The 26154-nt window shown below is 50.9% G+C and carries 24 protein-coding genes; 9 read left to right on the top strand and 15 right to left on the bottom strand.

Annotated features, from left to right (window positions below; all coding sequences use genetic code 11):
- The first annotated feature begins 16 nt into the window (after positions 1-16).
- The gene (locus tag ACP5D4_RS00245) at positions 17-2422 is read left to right on the top strand and encodes a CHAT domain-containing protein (RefSeq protein ID WP_428009599.1); all 2406 of its coding nucleotides are present in this window, start codon (positions 17-19) and stop codon (positions 2420-2422) included.
- Positions 2423-2448: 26 nt separating this feature from the next.
- Here the strand turns inward: ACP5D4_RS00245 and ACP5D4_RS00240 are convergent, their stop codons facing one another.
- The gene (locus ACP5D4_RS00240) at positions 2449-4488 is read right to left on the bottom strand and encodes a hypothetical protein (protein WP_428009598.1); all 2040 of its coding nucleotides are present in this window, start codon (positions 4486-4488) and stop codon (positions 2449-2451) included.
- 142 nt (positions 4489-4630) lie between these two features.
- Here ACP5D4_RS00240 and ACP5D4_RS00235 point away from each other — a divergent pair, with 142 nt between their 5' ends.
- Together ACP5D4_RS00235 and ACP5D4_RS00230 are read left to right on the top strand one after the other, a co-directional pair.
- Positions 4631-5428: an SDR family oxidoreductase gene (locus ACP5D4_RS00235; protein WP_428009597.1), complete on the top strand. Its 798-nt coding sequence runs from the start codon at positions 4631-4633 to the stop codon at positions 5426-5428.
- 4 nt (positions 5429-5432) lie between these two features.
- Positions 5433-7313 carry a hypothetical protein gene (locus ACP5D4_RS00230; RefSeq protein WP_428009596.1) on the top strand — a complete coding sequence of 627 codons (1881 nt, stop codon included), beginning with the start codon at positions 5433-5435 and terminating at the stop codon, positions 7311-7313.
- 55 nt (positions 7314-7368) lie between these two features.
- On the opposite strand, the gene ACP5D4_RS00225 is transcribed toward ACP5D4_RS00230, so the two are convergent.
- Positions 7369-8325 carry a pentapeptide repeat-containing protein gene (locus tag ACP5D4_RS00225; RefSeq protein ID WP_428009595.1) on the bottom strand — a complete coding sequence of 319 codons (957 nt, stop codon included), beginning with the start codon at positions 8323-8325 and terminating at the stop codon, positions 7369-7371.
- Between the two features lie 323 nt (positions 8326-8648).
- Between ACP5D4_RS00225 and ACP5D4_RS00220 the strand changes: the two genes are divergently transcribed.
- Entirely contained in the window at positions 8649-10469 is a 1821-nt protein-coding gene (locus tag ACP5D4_RS00220) for a fatty acyl-AMP ligase (RefSeq protein WP_428009594.1), read from the top strand.
- Here the strand turns inward: ACP5D4_RS00220 and ACP5D4_RS00215 are convergent.
- The 7 genes from ACP5D4_RS00215 to ACP5D4_RS00185 form a co-directional block, all read right to left on the bottom strand.
- Positions 10454-11977, bottom strand: coding sequence for a glycosyltransferase family 39 protein (locus ACP5D4_RS00215; RefSeq protein WP_428009593.1), 1524 nt, complete (start codon positions 11975-11977; stop codon positions 10454-10456). The genes ACP5D4_RS00220 and ACP5D4_RS00215 overlap by 16 nt on opposite strands.
- Positions 11978-12200: 223 nt before the next feature.
- Positions 12201-12344, bottom strand: a complete 144-nt coding sequence (locus tag ACP5D4_RS00210; protein WP_428009592.1) for a hypothetical protein — start codon at positions 12342-12344, stop codon at positions 12201-12203.
- Positions 12345-12589: 245 nt separating this feature from the next.
- Complete coding sequence (locus ACP5D4_RS00205; RefSeq protein WP_428009591.1) at positions 12590-12880, bottom strand: addiction module antidote protein; 291 nt, start codon at positions 12878-12880, stop codon at positions 12590-12592.
- 9 nt (positions 12881-12889) lie between these two features.
- Complete coding sequence (locus ACP5D4_RS00200; RefSeq protein WP_428009673.1) at positions 12890-13078, bottom strand: type II toxin-antitoxin system RelE/ParE family toxin; 189 nt, start codon at positions 13076-13078, stop codon at positions 12890-12892.
- A gap of 559 nt (positions 13079-13637) precedes the next feature.
- On the bottom strand, positions 13638-13871 hold the full coding sequence (locus tag ACP5D4_RS00195; protein WP_428009672.1) for a PIN domain-containing protein: 234 nt from the start codon (positions 13869-13871) through the stop codon (positions 13638-13640).
- A 296-nt stretch (positions 13872-14167) separates the two neighbouring features.
- Positions 14168-14380 carry a hypothetical protein gene (locus ACP5D4_RS00190; protein ID WP_428009590.1) on the bottom strand — a complete coding sequence of 71 codons (213 nt, stop codon included), beginning with the start codon at positions 14378-14380 and terminating at the stop codon, positions 14168-14170.
- Positions 14381-14446: 66 nt separating this feature from the next.
- Entirely contained in the window at positions 14447-16018 is a 1572-nt protein-coding gene (locus ACP5D4_RS00185) for a zinc ribbon domain-containing protein (RefSeq protein ID WP_428009589.1), read from the bottom strand.
- A 65-nt stretch (positions 16019-16083) separates the two neighbouring features.
- Here ACP5D4_RS00185 and tnpA point away from each other — a divergent pair, with 65 nt between their 5' ends.
- Complete coding sequence (tnpA, locus tag ACP5D4_RS00180) at positions 16084-16497, top strand: IS200/IS605 family transposase (RefSeq protein ID WP_428009588.1); 414 nt, start codon at positions 16084-16086, stop codon at positions 16495-16497.
- A gap of 275 nt (positions 16498-16772) precedes the next feature.
- On the opposite strand, the gene ACP5D4_RS00175 is transcribed toward tnpA, so the two are convergent.
- From ACP5D4_RS00175 to ACP5D4_RS00160, 4 genes are all read right to left on the bottom strand, one after another.
- The gene (locus ACP5D4_RS00175; protein ID WP_428009671.1) at positions 16773-16892 is read right to left on the bottom strand and encodes a type II toxin-antitoxin system VapB family antitoxin; all 120 of its coding nucleotides are present in this window, start codon (positions 16890-16892) and stop codon (positions 16773-16775) included.
- Between the two features lie 113 nt (positions 16893-17005).
- A complete protein-coding gene (locus ACP5D4_RS00170) occupies positions 17006-17455 on the bottom strand; it encodes a hypothetical protein (protein ID WP_428009587.1) in 450 nt (149 codons plus the stop codon).
- Positions 17452-17805, bottom strand: coding sequence for a hypothetical protein (locus ACP5D4_RS00165; protein WP_428009586.1), 354 nt, complete (start codon positions 17803-17805; stop codon positions 17452-17454). Before ACP5D4_RS00165 ends, ACP5D4_RS00170 begins: the two co-directional genes overlap by 4 nt.
- 321 nt (positions 17806-18126) lie before the next feature.
- Positions 18127-18450, bottom strand: a complete 324-nt coding sequence (locus tag ACP5D4_RS00160) for a hypothetical protein (RefSeq protein WP_428009585.1) — start codon at positions 18448-18450, stop codon at positions 18127-18129.
- A 901-nt stretch (positions 18451-19351) separates the two neighbouring features.
- Between ACP5D4_RS00160 and ACP5D4_RS00155 the strand changes: the two genes are divergently transcribed.
- Both ACP5D4_RS00155 and ACP5D4_RS00150 read left to right on the top strand, forming a co-directional pair.
- Positions 19352-22075 (top strand): valine--tRNA ligase, encoded by a 2724-nt coding sequence (locus ACP5D4_RS00155; protein ID WP_428009584.1) that lies wholly within the window; start codon positions 19352-19354, stop codon positions 22073-22075.
- Between the two features lie 116 nt (positions 22076-22191).
- On the top strand, positions 22192-22650 hold the full coding sequence (locus tag ACP5D4_RS00150) for a hypothetical protein (RefSeq protein WP_428009583.1): 459 nt from the start codon (positions 22192-22194) through the stop codon (positions 22648-22650).
- 186 nt (positions 22651-22836) lie between these two features.
- On the opposite strand, the gene ACP5D4_RS00145 is transcribed toward ACP5D4_RS00150, so the two are convergent.
- Together ACP5D4_RS00145 and ACP5D4_RS00140 are read right to left on the bottom strand one after the other, a co-directional pair.
- Complete coding sequence (locus ACP5D4_RS00145) at positions 22837-23856, bottom strand: glucokinase (RefSeq protein WP_428009582.1); 1020 nt, start codon at positions 23854-23856, stop codon at positions 22837-22839.
- Between the two features lie 37 nt (positions 23857-23893).
- The gene (locus ACP5D4_RS00140; protein WP_428009581.1) at positions 23894-24535 is read right to left on the bottom strand and encodes a histidine phosphatase family protein; all 642 of its coding nucleotides are present in this window, start codon (positions 24533-24535) and stop codon (positions 23894-23896) included.
- Between the two features lie 244 nt (positions 24536-24779).
- Here ACP5D4_RS00140 and ACP5D4_RS00135 point away from each other — a divergent pair, with 244 nt between their 5' ends.
- Both ACP5D4_RS00135 and ACP5D4_RS00130 read left to right on the top strand, forming a co-directional pair.
- A complete protein-coding gene (locus tag ACP5D4_RS00135; RefSeq protein ID WP_428009580.1) occupies positions 24780-25193 on the top strand; it encodes a DUF7682 family zinc-binding protein in 414 nt (137 codons plus the stop codon).
- 198 nt (positions 25194-25391) lie between these two features.
- Positions 25392-26147: a class I SAM-dependent methyltransferase gene (locus ACP5D4_RS00130; RefSeq protein ID WP_428009579.1), complete on the top strand. Its 756-nt coding sequence runs from the start codon at positions 25392-25394 to the stop codon at positions 26145-26147.
- Positions 26148-26154: the final 7 nt, after the last annotated feature.

Here is a 26154-nt window from a genome sequence, read left to right as displayed (position 1 = left end):
TTTGTCGCGAAATTTGATGAAACAGCGTCGCAGGTGGGTTTGGGTGCTGTGGTTCGCGGTGGCGTTGTGGTTGTCCGTGGCGATTTACGGGGGTTCGATCGATCCGGTAACGGCGATCGAAACCTGGGAAGCGTTACCTCAAGAACCGGTGCGATTCGACCTGTTACAAGAGGTTCGATCGCTGCGACGAGACGGCCGATACCGACAGGCGGCGTTTCGACTCGGGGAAGTTCTGGGATTGTCCCGGGAAAGCCTTCAGGCCATCGTCAGCGATCGACAACTCCATCGACTCAACGACTTAGAAACCGTTCCCGTCACGGAAGAACGTATCCGGTGGCTACAGCAATTCGGGGAAGTTTTAACTGAATTGGGAGCGGTTCGCGCCGCCGAACCCGTTTTACATACGGCGTTGACCCTCTCGCAACAGCTAAACTCGCAACAGTTAGAAAATCCATCGATCGCCGACATCTTCGTGAGTTTGGGAAACCTCCATCGCACCATCGCCCAACGGTATCGCGGTTACGGTCGATCGACGGTTCCCGCCCACGACACCGCCGCCCGTTTTTACCGCCAAGCCTTGGAGATTTCCACCTCGGAAACGGTACGACGGCGAACGCAACTGAACCTATTGAGTTTAGCCGCCGAGACTCACAGTCGTGACGACTTGCGGCCGTTACAGCGATCGATCTCCCAAAGCCTCGCCGCCCAACCGCCGAGTCGCGACAGCATCACCGAACAATTGAACTTCGCCCACAGCCTCACCTGTCTGAAACTGGCCGCTGAGGATAGCCCGCGCCCCCTCAGTTACGTGGCGCCCGTCGTGCGCCACTGTCGCCCCCCTTCACCGACGATCGACCCCGTTTCCTTCACCGACCTCGCGGAAATCATCAGCCACGCCGCCAATCAAGCCCGAAGTCTCGGCGATCGCTGGGGAGAAGCCTACGCCTTGGGACAGTTGGGGGAACTCTACGAAATCGCCGGACGGTTCGAGGACGCCCGACGCCTAACCCGAGAAGCCTTGGCACTGTCCTACGCCATCAACGCCCCCAGCGTGAGTTATCGCTGGCAATGGCAACTGGGGCGGTTGTCCTACCGAGGCGGCGATCGAACAGCGGCGTTAGAGGCGTATCGGGGATCGATCGAAACCCTACAAGCCCTGCGTCGCGATCTCGCTGCCCTCAACCCAGACGTACAATACGACTTTCGCGATGAAGTCGAACCCGTCTATCGAGAATGGGTGGGGTTGCTGTTGTCCGAACCCTCCCCCACCCCCGAGGAACTGACCCAGGCGCGAGATGCCATCGAAGCCCTGCAACTGGCGGAACTGGATAACTTTTTCGGCGACGCCTGCATCGAAGCCGCAGAACGCCCGCTGCAAGACCTCGACCCAAATATCAACGCCGTTTATACCATCGTCCTCCCCGACGGCTTGCACGCCATCGTCTCAGTTCCCCACCAACCGTTACGCCACTATCGATCGCCCCTTCCCGACCCCAATCTCGAAACTTTCGCCAACATCACCTATCAAGCTCTCGCACAAAATTTCAACTGGCAACCCGTCCTCGAACAGGCTTACGATTTCCTGTTTCGCCCCCTCGAGGAGGATTTAAACGCCCGAGACGGCACCACGGTCGCCTTCGTTCTCGATGGACCTTTACGAAATATCCCTGTTGCGGCGTTGTACGATGGCGATCGCTACTTAATCGAACGCTACGCCATCGCCATCGCCCCCAGTTGGAAACTGCCGCCGTGGGCGTCGCGGGAGTTTCCCCAGTCGAAGCTGTTAGCCGCTGGACGCGCCAGTTTCAGCCAAACTGATTGGAAACAGTTCCCCCAACTCGATCGCACCACCTGGTCAGATTTACCCTACGTCGGCGACGAACTGGAGGCGATCGAATCCTTAGTGTCCAGCGAAACCCTGTTTGACGAGGAATTTCTCAGCCACCGCCTCGCATCTGCTCTCAACTCTCACCGTTTCAGTGCCGTTCACATCGCCACGCACGCCCAATTCGACGCCTTCGCCGAAAATACCTTCGTCCTGGCTTGGGATCGTCCCCTAACCCTCGATCGACTGGCGCAGATGTTGCAAGGAAACGGCGCTCGTCCGAGAACGCCGTTAGAACTGTTGGTGTTGAGTGCTTGTCAAACCGCCGAAGGGAGCGATCGCACCGTCTTAGGCTTAGCCGGAATGGGGATTCGCGCCGGCGCCCGCAGTACCCTCGGCAGTTTGTGGCACGTCAACGATCGCTCCACCGCGCGACTGATGGCGCAGTTTTATCGATCGCTACGCCATCTCAGCCAACAGAACCGCCCCAACAAAGCCGAAGCCTTACGACAAGCACAACTCAACTTACTCCACAGCGAGGGGTTTTCCAGTCCCCATTTTTGGGCGCCGTTCGTTTTGGTGGGACATTGGCGCTAGAGGAAGCAGGGGAGAGGGGGAGAATCTCAATCCAGGGGACGGCCGAACTCGCGAACCGGAATTTGTTCGTCAAACGAACTACTTTCTTCGGGTTTCAGTTCGTTGGACTCTGGCGCCACTTCCCGCGTCGGGGGCGGATTTAACTCCGTGTCCCAATCGGCGATGAGTCGTTGCGCCTCCGGGTAGGCGTCGCTAAACGAGGGAATTCGTTCGGCGGCAGAAATCGCGCCGAAAAGGTCGTAGGTTGCCCGATCGCGGGCTACCTCCAAAATCTGCCAACTCCAATCGCGAATCGCGCCGTCGGCTTGGCTGCGCCAACCGCCATAAGACGAAATCCCGTTGGCCGTGCGAATCGCCGCTTCTAGGGCTTCCGGCGAACCGCCACGGGCAATGTTGTAGGCTTCGTCAAGGAGTTTGCGATCGCGAATCCTTCCCGACCATTGCGCGATCGAAGCCTGGGCGTCATCGTAGAGGGGACTACTCGAAGGAATTTGCCCGGCGGTGGCGATCGCGTCGTTGAGATTCCCCAGATTCGCCAACTGTTGGGCGCGGTTGAGAATCGGTCGGTCTTCCCGTTCGGCGATGGCACTTTGCCACTGATAAATCCACTGTTGCGCTTCGTCGTAGAGGGCGCGATCGCGCGAAATCTGACTCGCTTGGGCGATGGCAGATTGGTAATCCCCCTGTTGCGCCAACTCTTGGGCTTTCCGCAAAATCGGGCGGTCTTCCAAAGTTTCCAGGCGATCGCGCCAACGGGAAATCTCTTCCTGAGCTTCATCGTACAGCGGCGTCGAATTCGACACCAGTTCCGCCTGGGCGATGGCGGCGGTCAAATCCGCCACGCTGCCCGTCCGCGCCGTGTTTCGCGCCCGTTCCAGTAACGCCACCCGATCGATGGCTTGTCGCCACTGACCGATTAACTGCTGGGCTTCGTTATATAAAGGACTGTCCACTTCCAACTTTTGCGCCTGGGCGATGGCGTTTTCCAAATTCGTCACCGTCGGTTGCCACACCAAGAACCGCGCCCGCGCCAGAGTCACGAAATCTCGCGCTTCGTCCTTCAGTTGCGTACTCGCCGGAACCCGACGGGCGATGGAAATGGCTTCGGTGAGGTTTCGCACCTCCAACGCGGCATCTGCCAAATCGAGGAGTTGCTTTCCGTAGTCTTCCAGGGCGTCTTGGGCGACGGGATAGGCGGGACTTTCTAAGCCGATTTGTTCGGCCAGGGCGATCGCTTCGAGAATACTATCGACATCGCCGCGATTGGCTAGATTTCGAGCGTTGGCGAGTTTGTTCGTATCGTCTCGGGCTTGTTGGACGCGCTGGGTAATTTCTTGATATTTCGTCGTCGCCCAATATTGGTTGTCCACCTCCAACAGGTTCGTCGCTTCTCGAAACGCTGCCGTCCACCGTTGGTTTTTTAGGTGGTTTTCGATCGCTTCGTAAATGTCTTCTCCTTCCGCCCAAACCTTTTTCCAAGACTCGATGCGAAGTTCGATGGTGCGTTCTAAGGTTTGTCGCGGTTGGGGCGGTAAAGTATCGGTGGGAACGCGACGGGCGATGTCGATCGCTTCGACGAGTTTGCCGTTTTGAAAGGACGTTTCCGCTAAATCGAGTAAATCTTGCGTCCAGAGTTCCAAATGTTGGTCGATGGTGGGGCGCAATCCCGCATCTTCCGAAACGCTACTGACGAGTTCGATCGCTTCGAGTAAATCCTCGGGATTGTTCTTGTTTGCCGCCAGTTGTCCGCAGTAAAGCCGCATCGACGCCGAAGCCGTCGGCCAGAAAATTGACGGACAGTTCGGAACGGCGGGCAACCGCAACAACAACGCTGTGGCGGTAATTCCAGTACCCATCGTACCGAGACCGAACAACAACGCCCAGACTTGCCAGGGGGGAAGTTGCCATTTGCGTTGCTGAGACTTGGCAGATTTGGAAGACTTGCGGCGACGGCGCCGAGACGAAGACGACGCCGGCGATGCCGATTGCAAGGCGTCTTGGGATTGCGAAGCCGTTCGTTTAGACGGTACGGAGTCCTTACGGACGTTCTTGCGATTCAACGGCACACCTCGATCTCTCCTCATCACCAATACCTCTGGCTTCTCACGCAGAGACAGGATCGATCGATATCGTAACATTGTCCCTCAGTTCGAGGAGCGGGTTCGTTTACAGTGAACAGGCCAACCATACGCCCCATCCCCAAACCCCATGCAACACATCATCATCACCGGAGGATCGAGTGGAATCGGAAAAGCTACCGCCCTCAAATTCGCCCAACAAAACGCCAAACTCTCCATCCTCGCGCGAGATTCCGCCAAACTCGACGCCGCCAAAGCCGAACTCGAAGCGGTGACATCCCAACAGGTTCTCGCCCTGTCCGCCGATGTCAGCGATCGAACCGCCGCCGAAACCGCCATCCAAACAGCGATCGATCGTCAGGGAATCCCCGATCTCCTCGTCTTATCCGCCGGAATCGCCCAACCGGGTTACGTCACCGACTTAGACACCGACACCTACGAACGCGCCATGTCGGTGAATTACTTCGGTTCCCTCTACTGCACTCGCGCCGTTCTCCCCGCGATGATACAACGCCGTCGCGGTCACTTGGTCTTTCTCTCTTCCGGGGCGGGATTGGTGGGCTTGTTCGGTTATAGTGCCTACAGTCCCAGTAAATTCGCCGTTCGCGGTTTGGCGGAATCCTTGCGGGGCGAGTTGAAACCCCAGGGAATCGGCGTTTCGGTGGTGTATCCGCCCGATACGGATACGCCGCAACTGGCGGAGGAAAACCGCACCAAACCCCCGGAAACTCAGGCGATTACGGCGACGGCGAAACTCTGGACGCCTGACGCCATCGCCCGAGAAATTGTCAAGGGCGTTCGTCAAAATCGCTTTGTGATTGCGCCGGGGTTGATGATGGGGATGTTGGCGCGATTTCACGGGGCGATCGATCCGCTGTTAGAGGGGTATTTCGATCGCGTTGTCGCCAAATTCCAAAAACTCTCGTAATTCCATGAATCGGCTGCGACGACAACTCGATATCCTCGAAACTTGGCTGCACTACAAATCGGGCGATCGCTACTTTTGGGGATGCGCCAGTCTCGGCGTCTCTCTCTATTTCGGACTGGTTTCTCTCGTTTACGCCTTCAGTTTCGACTATATCGTTCAAGACGACGCCCGCCAGCATATCGTTGGGTTGCAACGCTTTATCGATCCGGCGTTGTTTCCCAACGATGCGATCGCCGATTATTTTCTCTCCGTCGCCCCGTTAGGATACCGCAGCTTTTACGCAATTCCCGCCCAATTCGGACTCGAACCGTTAGTTTTCGCCAAGTTCGTCCCCCTCGGCTTGTCTTTACTGACAACGGGGTTTTGGTTTTCCGCCTCGTTGGAACTGGTTTCGCTTCCCAGTTTGGCGTTTTTATCCGCTACCGTTCTCAACGAAACCATTTGGATGAACGACGATCTCAGTTCGGCGACACCTCGGGCGTTTCTCTATCCTCTCTTTGCGGCATTTTGCTATTTTTTACTTCGAGAAAATTTAATTTTACTCTTAATTTGCATTGCCTTACAGGGTTTATTTTATCCGCAAATTATGCTTTTAGAAATTGCAATTTTAGGGGTTCGATTGTTGGAAATTCGCCCAAAACGGGGTCTCTTAGAATTGCAGTATAATTCGATCTCCTACGATTCCCCTACCCAGGTAGGGGCGAACGGCCGTTCGCCCCTACGCCAACGGTTTCGGAATTTCATCAACTCGTCTTATCGCAAGCTCTCCAACAGACCGAAAAACAGCATTACTTTAACTCGAAACCCCCCAAAATATCGTTTTTTTATCGCCGCCTCTCTGGTGAGTTTTCTGGTTTTACTCCCGTTTTTCCTCAACTTCTCCGAATCGGGAACTGTCGTCACCACTTCGCAAATGAAAACCATGCCCGAGTACGGATTCGGCGGACGAAACGAGTATTTCGGCGTCTCTTGGTTTCGCTTTCTGTTTCACGGATCGAGCGGCTTAAGAATTCCCATTTTCCCCTCTATTTTACCCCTGGGCTTGGCGTTACCCATTTTAATATTTTACCTTAAAAATAAATATTACACTCAAAAAATCGCTTTAATTTTATATTTAATTCTCGCTTCATTAGTATTATTTACAATCGCCCATATATTCTTACTCAAATTCCATTTTCCCAGTCGCTACACCTATCATAGCTTTCGTTTTGTCCTCTCGATCGCCTCCGCCATCGCCTTCGCCAGTTTTCTCGATTTAGCCAAAGCAAACCTTCAAAATCCATCCTTAAAATTCCCCAAATTCCACATCATTGGCGTGCGACTATTCCTAATCTTTTCGATCGTCTCACTCCTGGGTCCCTTGATTCCCGTGGTATTCTTAAACTATCAAGGATGGCAAATTGGTAAATCTCCCGAAATTTACGAGTTTTTAGCGCAGCAACCCATAGATACTAAGGTGGCGTCGCTATTACCCGAAGCGAACAATATCCCGGCGTTTTCCGGTCGATCGATCCTCGTCGGGAGAGAGTTCGCCATCCCCCATCAGGTGGAATATTACCGAGACTTTAGAAATACCGCAAAAGACGTAATTCGCGCTCATTACACCGACGACGAAACGGAATTTTCAGACCTCGTTCGCCAGCGAAACATCGATTTCTTTTTTATCGACAACAATACCTTTAATCGAGATTTTTTAAAACAACCCTTAAAACAAAAAGATTGGCTGTTTAACAGTTTATTGAATCCCGTGGTATCTGAGGTAATTTCAGAGTTAGAACGAGGGAAACGTCCCGTTTTACTGAAAAAGGGCGATAGCTGCGTGGTTGTCAAAACCGATCGATCGCAGTTAATCGACGCCAACTGTGTAACCCAATCTCCCCTATAGGTGCGTTGCGTGAAACGCACCTATAGGGACTTTCAAGGACTTTGACCCTTCAAACCTAAAGTTGTCCGTTCGTCGCTAAAATCGCCATACAATCTTCCGTATCCGTACAAATTCGATCGCCCAATATCACCCCCGTTAAATTCACATCTTCCAAATTTGCCCCTTGAAGCGAGACGCCTTCCAAATTCGCCCCTTCCAAATCTGATCCTTCCAAATTAGAATTGGAGAAATTCGCATTTCTCAAATCCGCCCCTTCAAAAATCGAACCTTCCAAATCCACACCGGAAAAATCGACATTTTGCAAATCCGCCCCTTTAAAATCGATTCCATTTAAATCCGCTTCAGTGATAATCGCATCTTCCAAATCGGCGTATTGAAAGTTGGTTCCATCCAAGGATACCGCCCGTAACGTCGCCCCTTCCAGATTCGCCCCCGACAAGTCGCTAGAATTGAAATTCACCCCCGACAAATTCGCTTGGGCTAAATTCACTTGTTCCAAATCAGCGTGTTCGAAGATAGCATTTTCAAGGTTCGCCCCTTCTAAATTCGCCCCTTGTAAATCCGCCCCTTCTAAATTCGCCCCTCTGAGACTCGCCCCGGTTAAAATCGTCGCTTCTAAATGAGATTCCGAAAGGTTAGCAATTTGTAAATTGGCGTTGGATAAATTCGCCCGCGCGAGATTTGCTTTAAACAAACGCGCCCCTTCCAAATTCGCGCCCGATAAATCCGCACTCCACAACGACGCCATTTCTAAATTCGCGCCGCTTAAATTTCCCCCCGTCAGCTTGGCTTCACTTAAATCCGCCCCGACTAAATTGGCGTCTTCTAAATTGACGTTAGGAAATTCCGCATTTTCTAAATCGGCGCCGGATAAATCGCAACCGGAACAGACACCGTCGTTCCGCAGTTTGACTAAATCTCGCGGATCTTCTGAAATTGCGGGTGTCGCCACCAACGCGATCGCGCCGAGAGACCACCACAATCGAGGCGATTTCAAGATTTTAAATATCATGGAAATTCCCTAAAAAATGCTACACATAACTCTATTATCTCTAATATATTCCCGATTGACTAGAGGTGAAATTTTAATGTTTTTTAATATTATGAAATTGCGATCGAAACTCTTTAAAAAACGATAAAATTATTTACATTACTCGACGCTTCAAACAATAAGCTTAGCAAGCAGCGCGATCGAAATTACCCTAAAAAACATTGTTGTTCCCTAGAGAGTTTCCACCGTTGCGCCGCAGTTGTATCATACGTTGAACTATCATACGTTGAACTATCATACGTTAATCGCCAACCTTCCCGGGTACCCCCTCCGTTAACTCCACTATGGCCGCCGCAGTCGCACCCCCAAAAACCACGATCGATCTCCTCCGCGATCGCGCCGAACAATTCCCCGATCGCACCGCATATCTCTTCCTAAAAAACGGCGAAACCGAAGAAATTTCCCTCACCTACCGCGACCTCGATCGCCAAGCCCGATCGATCGCCTCCCACCTCCAACAGCAACAACTCAGCGGCGAACGCATCTTACTCGTCTACCCCTACTCTCGCGGACTGGACTTCATCGCCGCCTTTTTCGGCTGTCTCTACGCCGGATCGATCGCCGTACCCTGTCACCCTCCCCAAAACCGACGGACCGCCATCGACTTACAACAGCGCCTCGGCGACGCCGAGGCCAAACTCCTGCTGAGTACCCAAACCCAACTCCCCAAACTCACCGCCGAACTTCCCGTTCCCGGTCTAGCCACCGATAGCCTCATCCCTGATTACGACTGGATTCCAGCCTCCCAAGCCCCCGACACGATCGCCTTCTTGCAATACACCTCGGGGTCTACCGGACAACCCAAAGGCGTCATCGTCACCCACAACGACCTCCTCACCAGCCAAGCCATGCTGAAACAGGCGTTCGGTCACGACGACACCTCCATCGGCGTCAGTTGGCTTCCCATGTTCCACGACATGGGACTCATCGGAACGGTAATCCAAGCCTTATATCTCGGTCGTCCCTGCATCTTCTTCTCCCCCATCGATTTCGTCCAAAAGCCGATTCGCTGGTTGAACGCCATTTCCCGCTATCGCGCCACCACCAGCGGCGCCCCCAACTTCGCCTACGATCTCCTCTGTCGCCACGTCACCCCCGACCAAATCGCCACCTTAGATCTCAGTTCTTGGGAAGTAGCGTTTTCCGGCGCCGAACCCATTCGTCCGGCCACCCTCGATCGATTCAGCGAAACCTTTGCAGCCTGCGGGTTTCGGCGAGACGCCTTTTACCCCTGTTACGGAATGGCGGAAGCGACGCTGTTCGTCTCGGGAGGTCCCAAACTCACCCCACCGCGCATCTTGTCCCTGGACGAAGCGGCGTTGCGAGAAAATCGCGTCGTTCCCCTCTCTCCCGACAAACCCGGCGTCCGCGAGGTCGTCGGTTGCGGTCGAACTTGGGGAAATCGAACCATCGCCATCGTCGATTCCCACACCCACACCCCCGTCAGAGAAAACCGCATCGGCGAGATTTGGGTGGCGGGTTCGACCATCTGTCAGGGATATTGGAAACGACCCCAGGAAACCGAACGCAGCTTTGGCGGCGAAATTCGCGGCGGTGACGGAACGCGATTTCTGAGAACGGGAGATTTGGGATTTTGGCGAGACGGCGAACTCTTCGTCACGGGTCGTCTCCACGAAGTGATGGTGTTGTGGGGACTCAACCACTACCCCCAACATCTCGAACAAACCATCGAAGCCAGTCATCGGGGACTGCGGAAAAACGGCGTGGCGGCGTTTTCAGTCGAAATTGACGGGGAAGACCGTTTGGTGGTGGCTTGCGAGATCGATCGCAGCTATCGCAAGCAATTCGTCCTCGAGGATATCGTGGAAACGGTGCGCTGGTCGGTGTTTCAGGAACATTTCGCGGAAGTGTTCGCCATCGTCGTTCTTTCGCCGGGTCGTCTCCCGCGCACCTCTAGCGGAAAAATCCAACGCCGTCGCTGTCGGGAATTGTTTGAAAGGGAAGAATTTGAGTGTTTGGGAAGTTGGAAATCCTCCGATGCGATCGATCTGACTTCGACGGTTCGTCGCTACCTCGATCCTCGCCTCCATCTCCGTCGGTATTTGGCGGTACTTCGCGGTTATTGGCGTCAGTTTTGGGGATAAGGTTCGCCAGATACGACGGTCCACAGAGATAAATAGGTGTCGTTGGGGGTGAGGAGTTGGGGTTGGTAGATTTCGGCCATCGATCTCGATGATTCTTGTTGTAAGACTTCGAGAAGTTCGGGAGAGGGATTGAAGAGAAATCCTTCGATATCGGAATCGATCGCCTCTGGCGTCAGGAAGTCAATTCGGACTGAATTATCGAGATGGTGACTCAAGGACATCAAATCGGGGATTTGGGAGGGTTCGGCGTACAAAACCGGATCGATCGCATCATTGAGAATTTCTGCAATCGGCGGATTATGTTGGTTTCGACCTTTGAGATACATCGGAACCGCGTCTAGATTGTGAATTCCCGATGCAATTCCCAAAACCAAAACCATCACCGCAACGGACTTTTTCCAATTGTCCAGCCTTCCGCTTCCCAAAAAACCCGCCACCGCCATTTGAACCATCACCAGGGACGGAACCAGATAGCGAGGTGTCGCCGAAACCCGACCGCCACGGAGGAGATCGATCGCCCCTAAAATCAACAGTGGCGTTACCATAGAAATTAAAATAAAAGACCGAGTGTTCGCAGAAGTTCGGCGCACCACCCAAACCAAAGAAACACCGATAAGCGCCAACACCCAAAGCGCCACCAAACTCCCCAAAACAAGAATATAGGGCGTTTTTGGAAACGGTAAATCCACAAATTGCGCGATAAAACTATAAATCCAAATTCCCACGATCGCCCCCCAACTTTCCCCGTCTCCCGTCCAAGTCGTATTTTCCTGAAACCGTCCCCAACCACGCAGAAACACCAGCAACCACGGCGAAAACAAAACCAAACTCGCCCCCACCGCCACCCAAAATTTTCTGTGTCTTCTGTGTTTCTGGGGTGACTTCTCTTCTGAGAAAATCTCAACAAAAAGCCCATGTGCGATCGCCATCAAACCCGACAATAATGAGGTATACCAAGCCAGCGTCAAACTCAAGCCGTAACCTATCCAATCTTTCCCAGAGTTAGACTTAAGAGACCGCAGCAAAAACAGTCCCGACAACAACACCGCCACCGTCCACAAACTATAGGGTCTTGCTTCCTGAGAATAGCCAATTTGAAACGGCGAAATTGCCATGAGAACGGCGGCGAAACTCGCAGCTAGACGAGTTTGAAACAGTTCCCAGGCTAAAGCATAAGCGCAGGGAATCGCCAGAATTCCGAAAAGGACGGACAGCGATCGCATCGCCCCAGGCGTTCCGCCAACTCGATCGACCCAAAATCGGGTTAAAATAAAATAAAGCGGTGCGTGTTCTGGACTTTGCGACAGCGCCGAAAATACTTCTCGAAAATTTGCATTTTGGGGCGATATTTGATAGAATTGTAATTCTTCTAAATTGGAAGTTTTATCTTTATAAATTTCTCGAATTACGGTTTCTTTAGTGAATCCCGAAACGCGAATAGCGGTGGAGACTTCATCGACCCAAAAAATGGATCGATCGAGTCCGTAAAATCGAAAAAATATACCCAAATAAATAATAAAAATAGTTGAGAAATAATAAATATTTTTAAGATTTGATTTCACTGACAAACTTTCTCAAAAAATATTGTCGTTACTTTAAACAATCGGCTTCTTAGAAGGGTCGATCGTCATCTATCACGCTGCTAACTGGCTGATTTTTCGCCAATTCAAACTTGAACTGGCTTCGACAAATCCACAAACAGCTTACGGAATTGGGCAGTCGTGCGTGACTTCACAGCTTATCTGGGTCGAGTTCTTGGGTTTCACCAGCATGATACTCAGCCATTGCTGAAGCTGCGAGTTTCGCAAGTCTATCTGGAGAACGGGAGAAGGCTTCATCCCACCGCCGCTCGTCCTCAATTTCCTCTAAAATCATAGTCGCGATCGCGTTTTGCTCGCTTTCAGGTCGGGCTTGCAATTTCGCGATAGTGCGACGCACCGCTTACGCGATCGCCCGTTCGAGTAATTCAGTCATTGCTTCTACCCTCAGAATGTTACAACAAGAATAACGACTGTTTGAGAGAGGACTCGATCGCTCGTGCAACAGTGCATCTACTCGATTTTACTGTGCCAAAAAGCGATCGCGGACTCCCGACAGGAGAAGCCTTCACCAATGCAGTGTTAGGCAAGCGGTATAACCCGGAGGCGTAATCCGAGTGCCTGTAAAACCTTCAGAACTGTAGCCAACTCTGGATTGCCTTCACTCGATAAAGCGTTGTAGAGCCTTTCACGTTCTATACCTGTTTCACGGGCAATCTGCGTCATTCCTTGAGAACGCACAATATCGCCTAATGCAGCCACCACTACGCTAGGATTGCCATCTTCAAGGGCAGCTTCGAGATAGGCAACGATATCTTCTTGGGTTTCTAGATGCTCTGCTGCATCCCAAGGATAGGTTTTGAGGGTAGCCATGAGGATCTCCTATAAATCTTTTGCTAAATCTAATGCTGTTTGAATGTCTCGTTTTTGAGTTCGTTTATCTCCTCCTGCCAAGAGGATAATCAAAGTCTCACCTCGTTGTATAAAGTACACTCGATAGCCCGGACCATAATTAATTCGCAGTTCTGACGCACCCTGACCGACTGGCTTAACATCGCCTGGATTACCTATCGATAAACGACGAATACGATATCTATACGCGCTCTGGCTTGGCGATCGCGTAGGGATTCAAACCACTTAATATAAGTCGATGTTTGACGAATTTCCATCATGCATCAAGTGTATCCCGTGGAATCCATTCCAAACTTCTCGGTCAGACGAACTCGACCACTGCGATCGCGAAACAGGCTAATCCAAACAGATGTATCGATCGGTAACATGACGAGTTGCGCGAAGAGCTTTACGATCGAACTCGGAAGCGAACTGAATTTTCCCGGCTAAGTCGAGACGGTTTTTCTTGCGGCGCGATCGAACCCGTTCGTGCAAAGCTAGATTGACGGATTGACTATAGCTCTAGTCTAGCTGAGGTTTTCAGGCGGCTAAATATGGCGTTTCTCAATCTATCTACTGACTGGCAATACCTATTTTTCACTTGAAAAGATTGGTTAACCGAAAGGTGCGATCGCTATCTGATGGGGAAAGAACTGAACCAACAGGATGCCTAGCGGAAAGTGCCGCCTGTTACCCGTCCGCGGCTTTACAGGGTTAGCTGGTTGTTCAGGGGAATAACTCAAAGTAATCGCAATGGCTTGGACGAACGATCGAAAAATCTCGAAGGAAGATCGAGCGTGTAAACGCGAGCGATATTTAGCCGTTCTGCGATCGCAACGATCGCCGCATCTGTAAAATCAAGCTGAGTATCAGAATACTGTTCCAATATCTGATGCACTCGCACCAAATCTTCTGTAGTCATCGACTCAACTCGAACCGCATCAGATGTCATTCTGGACACAAAACGGCGCATTGCTGGATGTCCCAATCTCGATGCAATGAGATAGCAAACTTCAGGAAAAACAAGGCTCTTCGCCGTTTAGGGTGACAGAAAAACTGACTTCACGAGATTTCAGGGGTTTTGGCTCTCGATTCTCCAGGTATTTGTATTTTGCTATACATTTTCCCCCGCAAACGGCGGAGACCCAAAAACAACGACAGGTAGCACCAATGGCTCGTTCGCACTTTGAGCAACAGTCAGTACCCGCTGATGGTTGCGATCGCTGCGATCGGTTAAGGCAAACAGAAAACTTGTGTCGAGTATTGCCATCACGAGCGATCGTTTGGCTGGTTGTTCCAGCCATAAATGGGATCGATTTCATTGCGTAAAATCTCCTCATCAGACTCAGAAACGTCCTGTTGTCCAGACTCACCTAACCCTGCAATGCTGAGCAGGACATTTTGCTGAGAACTGTCGATTTCCTTGCACTGGGCTGTTTTATAATGCAAGTAATCCAGAAAATTTTCTAACTCTCCTATCACTTCATCAGGTAGATCGTTTATTCTCTCAATGAGATGTTGCCGTTCTGCTCTGACATCTCCCCAGCCCTAGAAGGGCGGGGGTTCATGGAATCCACCTGACTCTGACTGGCTCTCGGATAGACCTACACCATCCAGCCTCTTATCAGGGTTCAACCATGCTTCCCGGTCGTTCTTCTCTGACGCTGGCACTGCCGCAACGTTGGCAATCCGAGGACGGCCAATCGAAGATTGTCTATACTGGTTTCCCGCTTGCTGCCAAGCCGACCATAGGAGCGAGTCCGCACCCAGGAATCCGCTTCGAGCGGCTTCCGCTTGGTAGCAGCCATCTGCATCGACAAACCGAGCGAGATATCCACTGAATAAATCTCGCTGAGACACCACCCCACACTCACAGGCATGTACCCGTTGAGAGAGGGGCTTTTTGTTGATGCGTCCGCATATACAGCGCTGGGATAGTTTCGTCGTTTGGGTTGGAAATTCATTGACGCTGCCGCCAGCATTTTCAGCTTTTTGCCGCAGCCGTTCGACAAACATTCCAGGGGCACGTTTACCCACTGAACGACCAAACATCTTTTGCAATGCCCGATAGGAAAGCTTCTCAATGTTGATGAACTTCCCAATAGACAAGATTCTGTTCACTAGCTCACCCTGGAGCGATTTGCGGTGAGCGCTCAACTTCCGTTCAATATTTGATTTGCGCGTCCTGGTCTTCATGTAGCGCTTCGATTGGTTGACGTGCCTCTTCCCCTTGATAGACCGACCTAGCTTACGCTTGCCGTGCTTCTGCCCAGGTTTGGGCAAGTCACACCGGGACGACTCAAAGCAGTCCGGGTTGTTCGCCCTCTGCTGTCGTGCCATCTGCCGTTGCAGTCGTGCGATGACCTTCGATGCGTCGGCCAGTGCATCACAGAACGGCTCCAGAAATGCCTCATCCTCTCCCACCACCGCAATCGTTGATGGGCCAATGTCTGCCCCAACAACATCACCGCCAATCCTGTTTTTTGGCTTCTGAAAAGGCTTTCCTTCATTGATGAGTTGGGCATAGAACAGGTTCTTCCCGTTTACCTTTCGCCTGACCAGGCGCACATACTTCACGGGACTGTTCAGACCATGCAGGATTACCGGGTCGTTGCGGTCGATGTAGGACTGTAACGCCAACCCCTTCCAGATGAAGGTTTCATTTTGCCACTTCATCGGTGACCGCTTTGACTTCCCTTCGAGGGAGTCCATCTGGTTGATGCCCTTAAACCGGACTCGCTTCGAGCGTCCAAGCATCACATTTCGAGCGGCACGAAACGCACGGGTGCCTAGCTTCTGAGCGGTATCCGCATCAATATGCACCCCAATCCAACCATTGCCGCCATTACGGATCTTGATTGCATAGCCCTGGAGCGCGTAATCGCTGAACTCATGCGCATCCCAGGCGAACTTAAACGCATCACTGCGCGTTTTGTTGGCTCTACCGTCTACCGTCCTGGGGAGGGACTGAGCGAATTGAAATAGCTTGGACTGCTTCACCAGTCGGACGCGACGCATCGCCTCACCTAAGCAGGCGTTATAGAGTTGACGCCCTGCTTCCAGTCGAGCCAGCAGCACCCGCTCCTCTGATGGGGTGACCACCAGAGGAATATCGGTCACAAATGTTGGGGTTGACTTGCGGGGCATGATGATAGATTGATAGAGTCTATCTAATATTATCACGAATGAGTCAAAGGAACTACAAAAGCAACAAGAACATTGTATTTAGCTGCAAATACCATGTTGTGTTCTGTCCAAAATACCGTCGTCCGGTTTTGACGGATGGTGTTGACGAGCGATTCAAGCAAATTGCATTGGAGCTATCTGAAGAGCTGGGTTTTGAAATTGTTGAACAGGAAGTCATGCCTGACCATGTTCACCTGCTTATTGACTGCGACCCACAATTTGGGATACACCGGATTGTCAAGCAGCTAAAGGGTCGCTCATCCAGGCTGCTGCGAAGTGAGTTCCCCTGGTTGAAGCGAAGGCTGCCGAGCCTCTGGACAAACAGCTACTTTGTTGCAACGGTTGGGGGTGCCCCTATCGCCATCGTCAGGCAATACATTGAAAACCAGAAATGGGTTGCAGATAACAAATGACTCGCTGCTGCGCTCGGCTGTCTATGTAAGGGGTGGTCGTTCCTCCCCATGTCTGAAGCCAGCGGCTCCCCGACCACCCCTTACAAACCCCGATTTTCGGTGGTTTCAGACATGATGCGATCGCTCGTGGAACGGTGTATCTACTCCATTTTACCGTGCCAAAAAGCGATCGCGGACTCCTGAAACAGACGAGTTGCAGGTAGAGCCTTACGATCAAACTCGGAAGCGAACTGAATTTTCCCGGCTAAGTCGAGAAGGTTTTTCTTGCGGCGCGATCAAACCCGTTCTTGCAAGGCAAGATTTATCAAATCTTCTTTTATCAAATCTTCTTGCGTACTCAGGTTAGTGAGTTGTAATGCTTCACTGACCAGGGATTCATCGACATCGAGTGTAATTCACATGGAGTACCTGTCGGATAATAATCTTTTACGGGATCGATCGACCCAACTTATAAGATCGGCGATCGCCCGTCCGTCCCCTGCACTGAATGATGAGACACAATAGGCAACTACACAAATACAACTGTAACTTTAGCCGTCTTACATTCCTTCTCAATCGATCTACGCTGTTTCGCAGAAACTTTACCAAACAGGTAAATACATCGTTCGTGCTTGGGATAGTAATGGCTGTAGCTCAGAACTTGCCCGATCGCGTGTTTATACTGCCTAACATTTTTTACTTCGATTACTTGAGAAGCTGTCAGAATGTCAATCTTTCCCGTAGCAGTTTTTACTTCGGTTCGACTACCAGACATTCCTGCAGCCAAGCGATCGCGAATCACTCTTTCCTTTTGGGAAGTTTTTGACTTAGGATAACGACGAGTTCCATTCTGTAACTCTTCAATCGCGGGTTTTAGAACAGGGATTCGATCGTGGCAAACGTCAATGATTAATTCTCCTGTTCTTTTGAAAGCATCTTGGGCTAACTGACGTGCAAATCTCTCAAAATAATTACTCATTTTTTCTCGTCAATTTCTTGAAGATAATTTTTTATTTTTAACTTGAGATCTTGTGAAATAGGATATGATAAAACTTCTCTTTCAATATCATATATGGACTTTCCCTGCCTGCGAAGTTCGTCTACAACTGCCTGAAATATTTTTTCAAATCCATATTCTGTTAACCCTTGAGAGATTAATGCCAAAATTCCAAGTACAGCAATTCCTCCTAACATCCCAAAAGGACCACCAAGCATAGCTAAAGCGGCTGTAATTGCTGCTGCGCCAGCCCAACCTGTAACAGCCATAGCAACTAGAAGAACTAAACCAGGCACTCCTAACGCAGCAATTTTATCTACAATCCGATCCACTCTTCATCCTCCTGTTCAAAAGTGACTGAAAATTCAACAAACATATCTTTGATATAGAAATGTTTGCGAACAAGCGGGCGTTTCACCTCGGTCTTATGAGGTTATCCCACAGTTGTGGGATAATACTCCATATTGGAGACTTTTACCGTAGCTGGAGCGATCGAAACACCGCAACCCCCCAAACTCCTCGATCGACTGGTTCTCAAGCACTTGCGGCCTCTCAGTGGTGCAGAAAACTTTTCGAGATCGGGGATTGACAAAATACATGCAATATGTATTTAAGTGTGAGCCATATCCCCGGGATGCACCCGGCAATGCTTATCAATTACGCGAATCCAGGGTTTTATTAGAACCCGCTTCTACCAAGACAAAGACCGCAGTAATAATGTGCATAATCATGCCCACAACAGGAATCCATCCGATACAAGATGTCACAATACCGAGAACATTGCCCGCGATCGGACGATTCTCTTGCTTAGATAACACAACGGTAACAATGTGTAAGGCTAAGGTAACAATGAGTGGAGTCCAAGCAAGACTTACAATTATTGTTCCGCCTAAAACCGGAATACCAAGAGCCGCTTCTAGCCCACCAGAAACCCACTTTAAAATTCGTGCTTTTGAAACATTACTAGCGTGTGACATGGTTAGTTTTGGGTTGTGATTGCTTTAGATTTTATTGGTGATTCTAGTTCTTCTTTGCTGTATTCAGTAGTTTCAAGAAAACCATATAAGCCCCCATTTAGAACCCTAGAAATCCTCAGTATTTAGACACCTCTATCTACAGCAGTGCTAAATCACTTTTGTATTCTCGTCATAAAAAGGGCTTGATAATCTCGATCTTTTCACGGATCGCCGAGGTTTTATAACCCCAAAACTGCCCCGTGAAGAACTCATTTTTTTATATCCTTTATTTTATAGGCAATCAAGCCATAACTGGTGTTTTTTATAAAAATTTAATGCTTTTTAAATTAAAAAAAAGCAGCAAAACAATAATGAAAGAATTTGGACTTTCACCTATTAAGAAAACCTGACATTTAACTCTCGTATTTACGAAAAACTACTTAAATGTTAGGTCGATCGAATTACGTATAAATATGGCTAACTCATGATGATTTGGTTTCTCCTCACCAACTGTGACTTGTCCCTCCTCCAAACCAGTACAGTTCAGAGTTAGAGAAACGATGGTGTCACCTCTTAAGAGGCTCTATATATCTCTCGGCAAAAAACGGCGAGTTTTACGTCAAACGTCCTGAATTATTACAAAAGTTCACAAAACCACCGGATTTCGCCTGCTCCGAGGGAGAGAAAAGCGAGTCTACAGCAGGGTCGAACGGAACAGGGCGACCGCTATAAACACAAGGTTCAGGCAGAGAGGATGGCAAGGGTGGGATCGATCGCATCAGAAACAGCCCGTTTTCAGCCCTATCTCGCCCCCTATCTCATCCCAAAGATCGCATCCCCCGATCGCATCCCCCCGACATCCCCACAAGGTACAATCGAAAAGATTGCATATTTTCGTAAACTCACTGTCGCGACCTTAACGATGACCGTCAATCTTCCCTCGCAGTACGACCCCACCGAAACCGAAGCCAAATGGCAACAATACTGGGAAGACCGCCACGTCTTTAAAGCCGACCCCGACGCCCCCGGCGAACCCTACTGCGTCGTCATACCGCCGCCGAACGTGACGGGAAGCTTGCACATGGGTCACGCCTTTGAAAGTGCGCTCATCGACACCCTGGTTCGCTACCACCGGATGCAGGGACGCAACACCCTTTGGCTACCGGGAACCGACCACGCCAGCATCGCCGTCCAAACCATTCTCGACCAGCAACTCAAAGCTGAAGGAACGAATCGCCACGAACTCGGACGGGAAAAATTCCTCGAACGCGCCTGGAAATGGAAAATCGAATCCGGCGGAAAAATCGTCAACCAACTTCGCCGTTTGGGGGTGTCCGTGGATTGGTCGCGGGAACGCTTCACTATGGACGAAGGACTCTCGGAAGCGGTGTTAGAAGCCTTCGTGCGCCTCTACAACGAAGGACTGATTTATCGCGGAAACTATCTCGTTAACTGGTGTCCCGAAAGTCAATCGGCGGTGTCCGATTTGGAAGTCGAACAGAAAGAAGTGGTAGGTCATCTGTGGCATTTCCGCTATCCCCTCAGTGACGGTTCGGGATATGTGGAAGTGGCGACGACGCGCCCCGAGACCATGTTAGGCGATACGGCGGTGGCGGTGAATCCCGAAGACGATCGCTACCAGTCCATTATCGGGAAAACCGTGACGTTGCCGTTGATGAAACGGGAGATTCCCATTATCGCCGACGAACTGGTCGATCGCGAATTCGGCACCGGATGCGTGAAAGTGACCCCCGCCCACGACCCCAACGACTTCGAGATGGGGCAACGGCACCAACTGCCCAAAATTAACATAATGAATAAGGACGGCTCGCTCAATGAGAACGCAGGCGAGTTCCAGGGACAAGACCGTTTCGAGGCGCGGAAAAACGTCGTCAAACGCCTTGAGGAAGAAGGCTTTTTGGTCAAAGTCGAAGACTACAGCCACACCGTTCCCTACAGCGATCGCGGTAAAGTTCCCGTAGAACCCCTCATGTCTACCCAGTGGTTCGTCAAAATCGACCCCCTGGCGGACTTCGCCCTCAACTGTCTCGACGAATCCGACGCGCCTCACTTCGTCCCCGAACGCTGGAAAAAGGTCTATCGCGATTGGCTGGTGAACCTGAAAGACTGGTGCATTTCCCGTCAGCTTTGGTGGGGACATCAAATTCCCGCCTGGTACGCTGTCAGCGAAACGAACGGCGAAATCACCGACAGCACCCCCTTCGTGGTGGCGAAAAGCGACGAAGAAGCCTTAGAAAAGGCGAAATCTCAATTTGGCGACGATGTGGAATTGGTGCGCGACCCCGATGTGTTAGATACCTGGTTTTCTTCGGGATTGTGGCCGTTTTCAACGATGGGTTGGCCTCACGAAACGAAAGATTTAGCGAAATACTATCCCACCACAACCCTGGTGACGGGTTTCGATATCATCTTTTTCTGGGTTGCCCGGATGACGATGATGGCGGGACATTTTACCGGACAAATGCCGTTTAAGGATGTCTACATCCACGGCTTAGTTCGGGACGAAAACAATAAGAAAATGTCCAAATCTGCCGGAAACGGCATCGACCCGCTGTTACTCATTAATAAATACGGGACGGATTCTCTGCGCTATACGATGATTCGAGAAGTGGCGGGCGCGGGTCAGGACATTCGATTAGAGTACGATCGAAAGAAAGACGAATCCGCCTCCGTCGAAGCTTCCCGCAACTTCACTAACAAACTCTGGAACGCGGCGCGGTTCGTGATGATGAACCTGGAGGAACAGACACCTCAACAACTGGGACATCCCGACGCAGATAAGTTAGAACTGGCGGACAAATGGATTCTGTCGCGGTTCAACCAAACGGTTCGTCAAACCGACGACTACCTCAGTCATTACGGCTTGGGAGAAGCGGCTAAGGGACTGTACGAATTCATCTGGGGCGACTTCTGCGACTGGTACATCGAACTCGTCAAACCCCGCTTACAGGGAGACGACGCCGATACCAAGCGCGTCGCACAGCAAACCCTGGCTTTCGTCCTCGACGGGATTTTGAAACTGCTGCATCCGTTTCTCCCCCATATTACTGAGGAAATTTGGCACACTTTGACCCAAACGGGAGAAGAAACCTGTTTGGCGGTGCAAGGGTATCCTAAAACAGAGGAGTCTGCGATCGATCCCGATTTAGAAGAAGCGTTCGACCTCGTGATTGGCGCCATTCGCACCCTGCGAAACCTCCGCGCCGAATTGGAAATCAAACCCAGCGTTCGCATTGCGGCGATGTTACAAAGCGATAGCGATCGCGAACGGGACATTTTAACCCAAGGCGCACCTTACATCGAAAACCTGGCGCGAGTCGGTCAAGACCAGCTTACAATTGCCGAAAACCTCAATGGCGATTCCGGAAAAACCATTGCGGGCGTTGTGGGTACAGTACAAGTGTTAATTCCTTTGGCCGGAGTTGTGGACATCGATGCAATTCGCGCCAAAATAGAAAAAAGACTCGAGAAAGCCCAAGCCGAAGTCAAGTCCTACGCCGGACGGTTGGGAAATCCCAACTTCGTCAACAAAGCCCCAGAAGCCGTCGTCCAAGGGGCGCGGGACGCTTTAGCGGAAGCTGAAACGCAGGTCGCCATGTTACAAGATCGGTTGAGTCGGCTGTAAGGTTGTCAAAACGACCTGAAAAACAGTCGCAAAAACCGCCAATTTGACCCAAAATCCCGGCGATCGTGCGGTATGGTTTGCATTAAGATACCTCCTAACCCAACAGCGATCGCCCTATGCTACATTTAGCCCAGGTTACGAAAAAAGGTTTGCTTGGTAAGACAGTCTTACGACTTTTAGCCCGCAGACGACCCGATGAAACCTGGGCTGTTTTGTCGGGTGACGAAACCGTGGAAGTGGACTCGAACGCCTACAGCGAGGGTGTATTGGTCTTAGCAGATGTGGGTGCGAACCGCCAGGTCCAAAGCGTTAAAGAAGCCAAAGAGTGGGTGTTGGGGTTAATTACCCAATATCTCGGAAAAGGGTTTACGCCAGAATTTTTACAAAAAGAAGCCGAACGCGCCGAACAGTGGCGTCAATCGCTGACTCTCCAAAGTCAAGATTTAGCGAGGAGAACTGTGGAACTGGAAACTCGCCGCGAACAAATTCAGGCTTTAGAGGAAAAACTCAAACGAGAAAAACGCCTTTTACAGTCGATGGCGGCGCAGTTGAAGGCGAAAGCCAGCAGGAATTGATGATGAGATGATGAGATGATGGGGTGGGGCTTTGGTAGGGTGCGTGACTTGAAAAATAGGGTGTCGATCGTGAGACCTATAAATTGTCACGCACCGCCAATGTACATTGCTCATCACCCCATCACCCCATCACCCCATCATCCCATCACCCCATCACCCCCATCACCCCATCACCCCATCACCCCATCATCCCATCATCGCCGCACGAATGGCGGCACCGATGAGGCCAACTTTCGGTTCGAGGACGATGTGGATGGGAACTTGTTTGAGAAGGGGACTGACTCGGCCTTTGTCGAGATAGGATTTGAGGAAGGTTTGGTTGCGATGGAGTAGGGGGAGGATTTTGGCGGCGATTCCTCCGGCGATGTAGAGTCCGCCGTAGGGAAGTAGTTTTAAGGCGAGGTTCCCGGCTTCTGCGCCGTAGGCGGAGACGAACAGTTCCATTGCTTTTTGGGAAATGTCGTCGGTTTCGTCGATGGCGGCGTTGGCGATCGCTGCGGCGGGTACTGCCTCTTGGAGCATTTTACGGGCGTTGGGGTGGTCTGCAAAGTGGCGATCGCACAGAAATTCGTAAATCGATAGGATTCCTTGACCAGATACCACCCGTTCGACGGAAACGCGATCGATGGATTTGGCGGTTTTGAGATGTTCGAGTAGCTCGAATTCGAGGGTCGATCGCGGTGCGAAATCGCTATGTCCGCCTTCTGTCGCCCCCACGTAGGCGCGATCGCCCCGTCCGATGAGAAAACACTCTCCTAACCCAGTTCCCGCCCCAATGACTGCGATCGGAGCTTCGGGTTTCGCCTCTGCGGTTTGCAGACTGTGTAAATCGTCCCCTTGCAGTCCTAAGACGCCGTATCCGACGGCGACGAAATCGTTAATCAGGGTGACGCGATCGAGCTGTAAGTCTTGTTGTAGCCGCGTTCCGTCCAGCGACCAAGCTAAATTGGTCAGTTGCGAGGTATTCTCCACCACCGGCCCGGCGATTCCGAAACAGGCGCGTTTGGGGGTGGCGTCATCTCCCGCTTCGGCGAGAAATTCGCGGACGATGGGGACTAAATCGGGGTAGTCCTGACTGGGGTAGGTGTTTTCGTGCAACACCTCCAATTCGGGAACGGCTTCGGACGCGGTATCGGTTTCCGTGGCGCGAACTAAGCGCAAAATGGTTTTCGTACCGCCGATATCGCCAGCTAAAACAACACTCATAAAAAGTTCGATCGCACTTCAGAAGGATAGACCCAGCTTAATTAAATCGTATCTTCGACTCACTTTCGCTCAAATAGGACGTATCGCCGTTGAGTTCCATGCGCCAACCGTCCCCAGAACGCACGAATTTTAACACCGCGCAAAACGCCGCGCGAATCTCCGGTTCGCCTCCCATCAAGGCTTTGGCGATTCCCATCAGCGTCGCGCCATGTCCCACCAACAGCAGGTTTCCGGAAAACTCCTCGATGAGTTGTTTCGCCGTGTCTCCGGTTCGTTTCCAACAGACGGATTCGGGCGTTTCGGGATAGGTTGGGGTGGTTCGAGAGTCATAGGTGCGATCGATCCGAGGAAAATCGGCGCTCAACTCCTCAATTGGCGCAGTTTCCGGCATTTCCGTCATCCAGTCGGGATTGAGCCACTCGCAGATTCCCCATTCCAGATAAATCGGGAGATCGAGGGCTTCGGCGACGTGATACGCCGTTTCTGCGGTGCGTCGAAACGGAGAAGCGACGATGCGATCGATCCCTTCTCCTTGAAGCCGTTTTCCGAGTTCCTTCGCTTGCTGTACCCCTTTCGCGGATAACGGCGGATCGTAACGCCTCGTAGCAGTTTCAAACCACTCAGGACGCTCGAAATCGTAGCGATGGCCGTGGCGTGCAATCCAAACGGTTTGAGTCATATCGTCGTTCGTCAGTGAGTTATGGAAAAATTTACAGGCTCGGAGCCTATGCTACCAAGGGTTTCGAGATTTACGAGGATATTGCCAAGATATAGGAATTAATTAGACCGGCAAGAGTACCTCAACTGATGAATTACAATGAAAGTTAACTTAATTTTCAAAACAATCGCAATGTAACGTTCCATTTGCGACTGTTCGGCACGAAGTACGTGCCTGATGCGAACGAAGTCAGTTTGGCGGGTCTATGCCTAGAAGACGCAAGAAAACATTTCCCTGTGGTCACAAAGGTTACGGTCAAGTGTGCCATCGATGCGCCCAAGCCAAGGTTCTAGAAACTCAAAAGGAACAGGTTCGGGCGAAAAAACAGCGAGAGAAGCGAGAATGGGAAGCCACGTTCGATAACGATCCCATCGACCTTCGCACTTTACCGCCCCATGTGGTGACGAAAGCTCGCGATATTATTGCAGGCTTAAACGACGATCGAAATTACCGTGACTTCGGCGGAAAACGGCTGCGTCACAACCGCCAGATTATCAGTATTCCGATTACGCGCAACTATCGCATGATTTGTCACGATAACGGCGGCGTGGCGATTCCGCAGTCGGTGTTGTCTCACGAAGCCTATAACGTTAAGAAACCGGGGGCGCGATCGATCTAATAATTTCGATTCGATTTGTTGAATTCAAATCTCATTTTTGAGATCCGACTCAAGCAAAATCCTTTTGGATTCGGGGCGCAACCGCCGCTATAATGCTATAATTTTAGTTGCGTCGGTTGGGTTTTGACTTCCCTCGACCCAACCGACAAATTTTAAATATCTGTTATCAAATATCTGTTAAAGTCTTTTCCTAAAAACATGAACGACCTCGAACAAGAACAGCTATTTTTTGAAATTCACAGTAACAACCCGCGAGAAAGTCCGGGAAGTTTTGAATCGACGCAAAAAGCCTTTTCGATGTTGGACGAGTTAAGTTCGTCGCCAAATATCCTCGATGTAGGCTGTGGGCCGGGAATGCAAACCTTAGATTTAGCTCGGTTGACAGAGGGGACGATTACGGCGATCGATACCCATCAACCCTACATCGATCGCCTCTCGAACCAAGTCCAAAAATTAGACTTACAAAATCGCATTTTGACCCGCAACCTTGATATGTCCAATTTGCCCTTTTCTGAAGGTGAATTCGATTTAATTTGGTCCGAAGGTGCGATTTACAACATTGGATTTGAAGCGGGATTAAATTACTGGAAATCCTTTCTCAAACCGAAGGGATATGTCGCCGTGACGGAAATTTCCTGGCTGCGATCGCCCGTTTCAGACGAAGCCGCCCAATTCTGGAACACAAACTATCCCCAAATGCAAGATATTGCCACAAATCTAAACAGTATTGCTCGGGCGGGATATCGAGAAATCGGTCATTTCGTACTTCCGGAATCCGACTGGTTGGATAACTATTACAGCGCGATCGAACCCAAACTATCGATGTTGCGAGAACAGTATGGAAACGACGCCGATGCGATGGCGATAATCGAGAGCGAACAGCAAGAAATCGATTTATATCGCCGACATTCCGACGAATACGGCTACGTTTTTTATATCGCGCAAAAGTCGTAAATCTGTA

The organism is Baaleninema sp. (genome assembly GCF_049974805.1).
Classification (GTDB): Bacteria; Cyanobacteriota; Cyanobacteriia; order Cyanobacteriales; family Geitlerinemataceae; genus Baaleninema.
Note: the sequence above shows the minus strand (reverse complement) of the source record. Positions and strands in the feature narration are given on the sequence as shown.

Bases quoted from the DNA above. Each gene is read 5' to 3' on its own strand.
- ACP5D4_RS00245 (WP_428009599.1), top strand. From the start codon at position 17: ATGAAACAGCGTCGCAGGTGGGTTTGGGTGCTGTGGTTCGCGGTGGCG.
- ACP5D4_RS00235 (WP_428009597.1), top strand. From the start codon at position 4,631: ATGCAACACATCATCATCACCGGAGGATCGAGTGGAATCGGAAAAGCT.
- ACP5D4_RS00230 (WP_428009596.1), top strand. From the start codon at position 5,433: ATGAATCGGCTGCGACGACAACTCGATATCCTCGAAACTTGGCTGCAC.
- ACP5D4_RS00225 (WP_428009595.1), bottom strand. From the start codon at position 8,325: ATGATATTTAAAATCTTGAAATCGCCTCGATTGTGGTGGTCTCTCGGC.
- ACP5D4_RS00220 (WP_428009594.1), top strand. From the start codon at position 8,649: ATGGCCGCCGCAGTCGCACCCCCAAAAACCACGATCGATCTCCTCCGC.
- ACP5D4_RS00210 (WP_428009592.1), bottom strand. From the start codon at position 12,344: ATGATTTTAGAGGAAATTGAGGACGAGCGGCGGTGGGATGAAGCCTTC.
- ACP5D4_RS00205 (WP_428009591.1), bottom strand. From the start codon at position 12,880: ATGGCTACCCTCAAAACCTATCCTTGGGATGCAGCAGAGCATCTAGAA.
- ACP5D4_RS00195 (WP_428009672.1), bottom strand. From the start codon at position 13,871: ATGCGCCGTTTTGTGTCCAGAATGACATCTGATGCGGTTCGAGTTGAG.
- tnpA (WP_428009588.1), top strand. From the start codon at position 16,084: ATGAGTCAAAGGAACTACAAAAGCAACAAGAACATTGTATTTAGCTGC.
- ACP5D4_RS00170 (WP_428009587.1), bottom strand. From the start codon at position 17,455: ATGAGTAATTATTTTGAGAGATTTGCACGTCAGTTAGCCCAAGATGCT.
- ACP5D4_RS00160 (WP_428009585.1), bottom strand. From the start codon at position 18,450: ATGTCACACGCTAGTAATGTTTCAAAAGCACGAATTTTAAAGTGGGTT.
- ACP5D4_RS00155 (WP_428009584.1), top strand. From the start codon at position 19,352: ATGACCGTCAATCTTCCCTCGCAGTACGACCCCACCGAAACCGAAGCC.
- ACP5D4_RS00150 (WP_428009583.1), top strand. From the start codon at position 22,192: ATGCTACATTTAGCCCAGGTTACGAAAAAAGGTTTGCTTGGTAAGACA.
- ACP5D4_RS00145 (WP_428009582.1), bottom strand. From the start codon at position 23,856: ATGAGTGTTGTTTTAGCTGGCGATATCGGCGGTACGAAAACCATTTTG.
- ACP5D4_RS00140 (WP_428009581.1), bottom strand. From the start codon at position 24,535: ATGACTCAAACCGTTTGGATTGCACGCCACGGCCATCGCTACGATTTC.
- ACP5D4_RS00135 (WP_428009580.1), top strand. From the start codon at position 24,780: ATGCCTAGAAGACGCAAGAAAACATTTCCCTGTGGTCACAAAGGTTAC.
- ACP5D4_RS00130 (WP_428009579.1), top strand. From the start codon at position 25,392: ATGAACGACCTCGAACAAGAACAGCTATTTTTTGAAATTCACAGTAAC.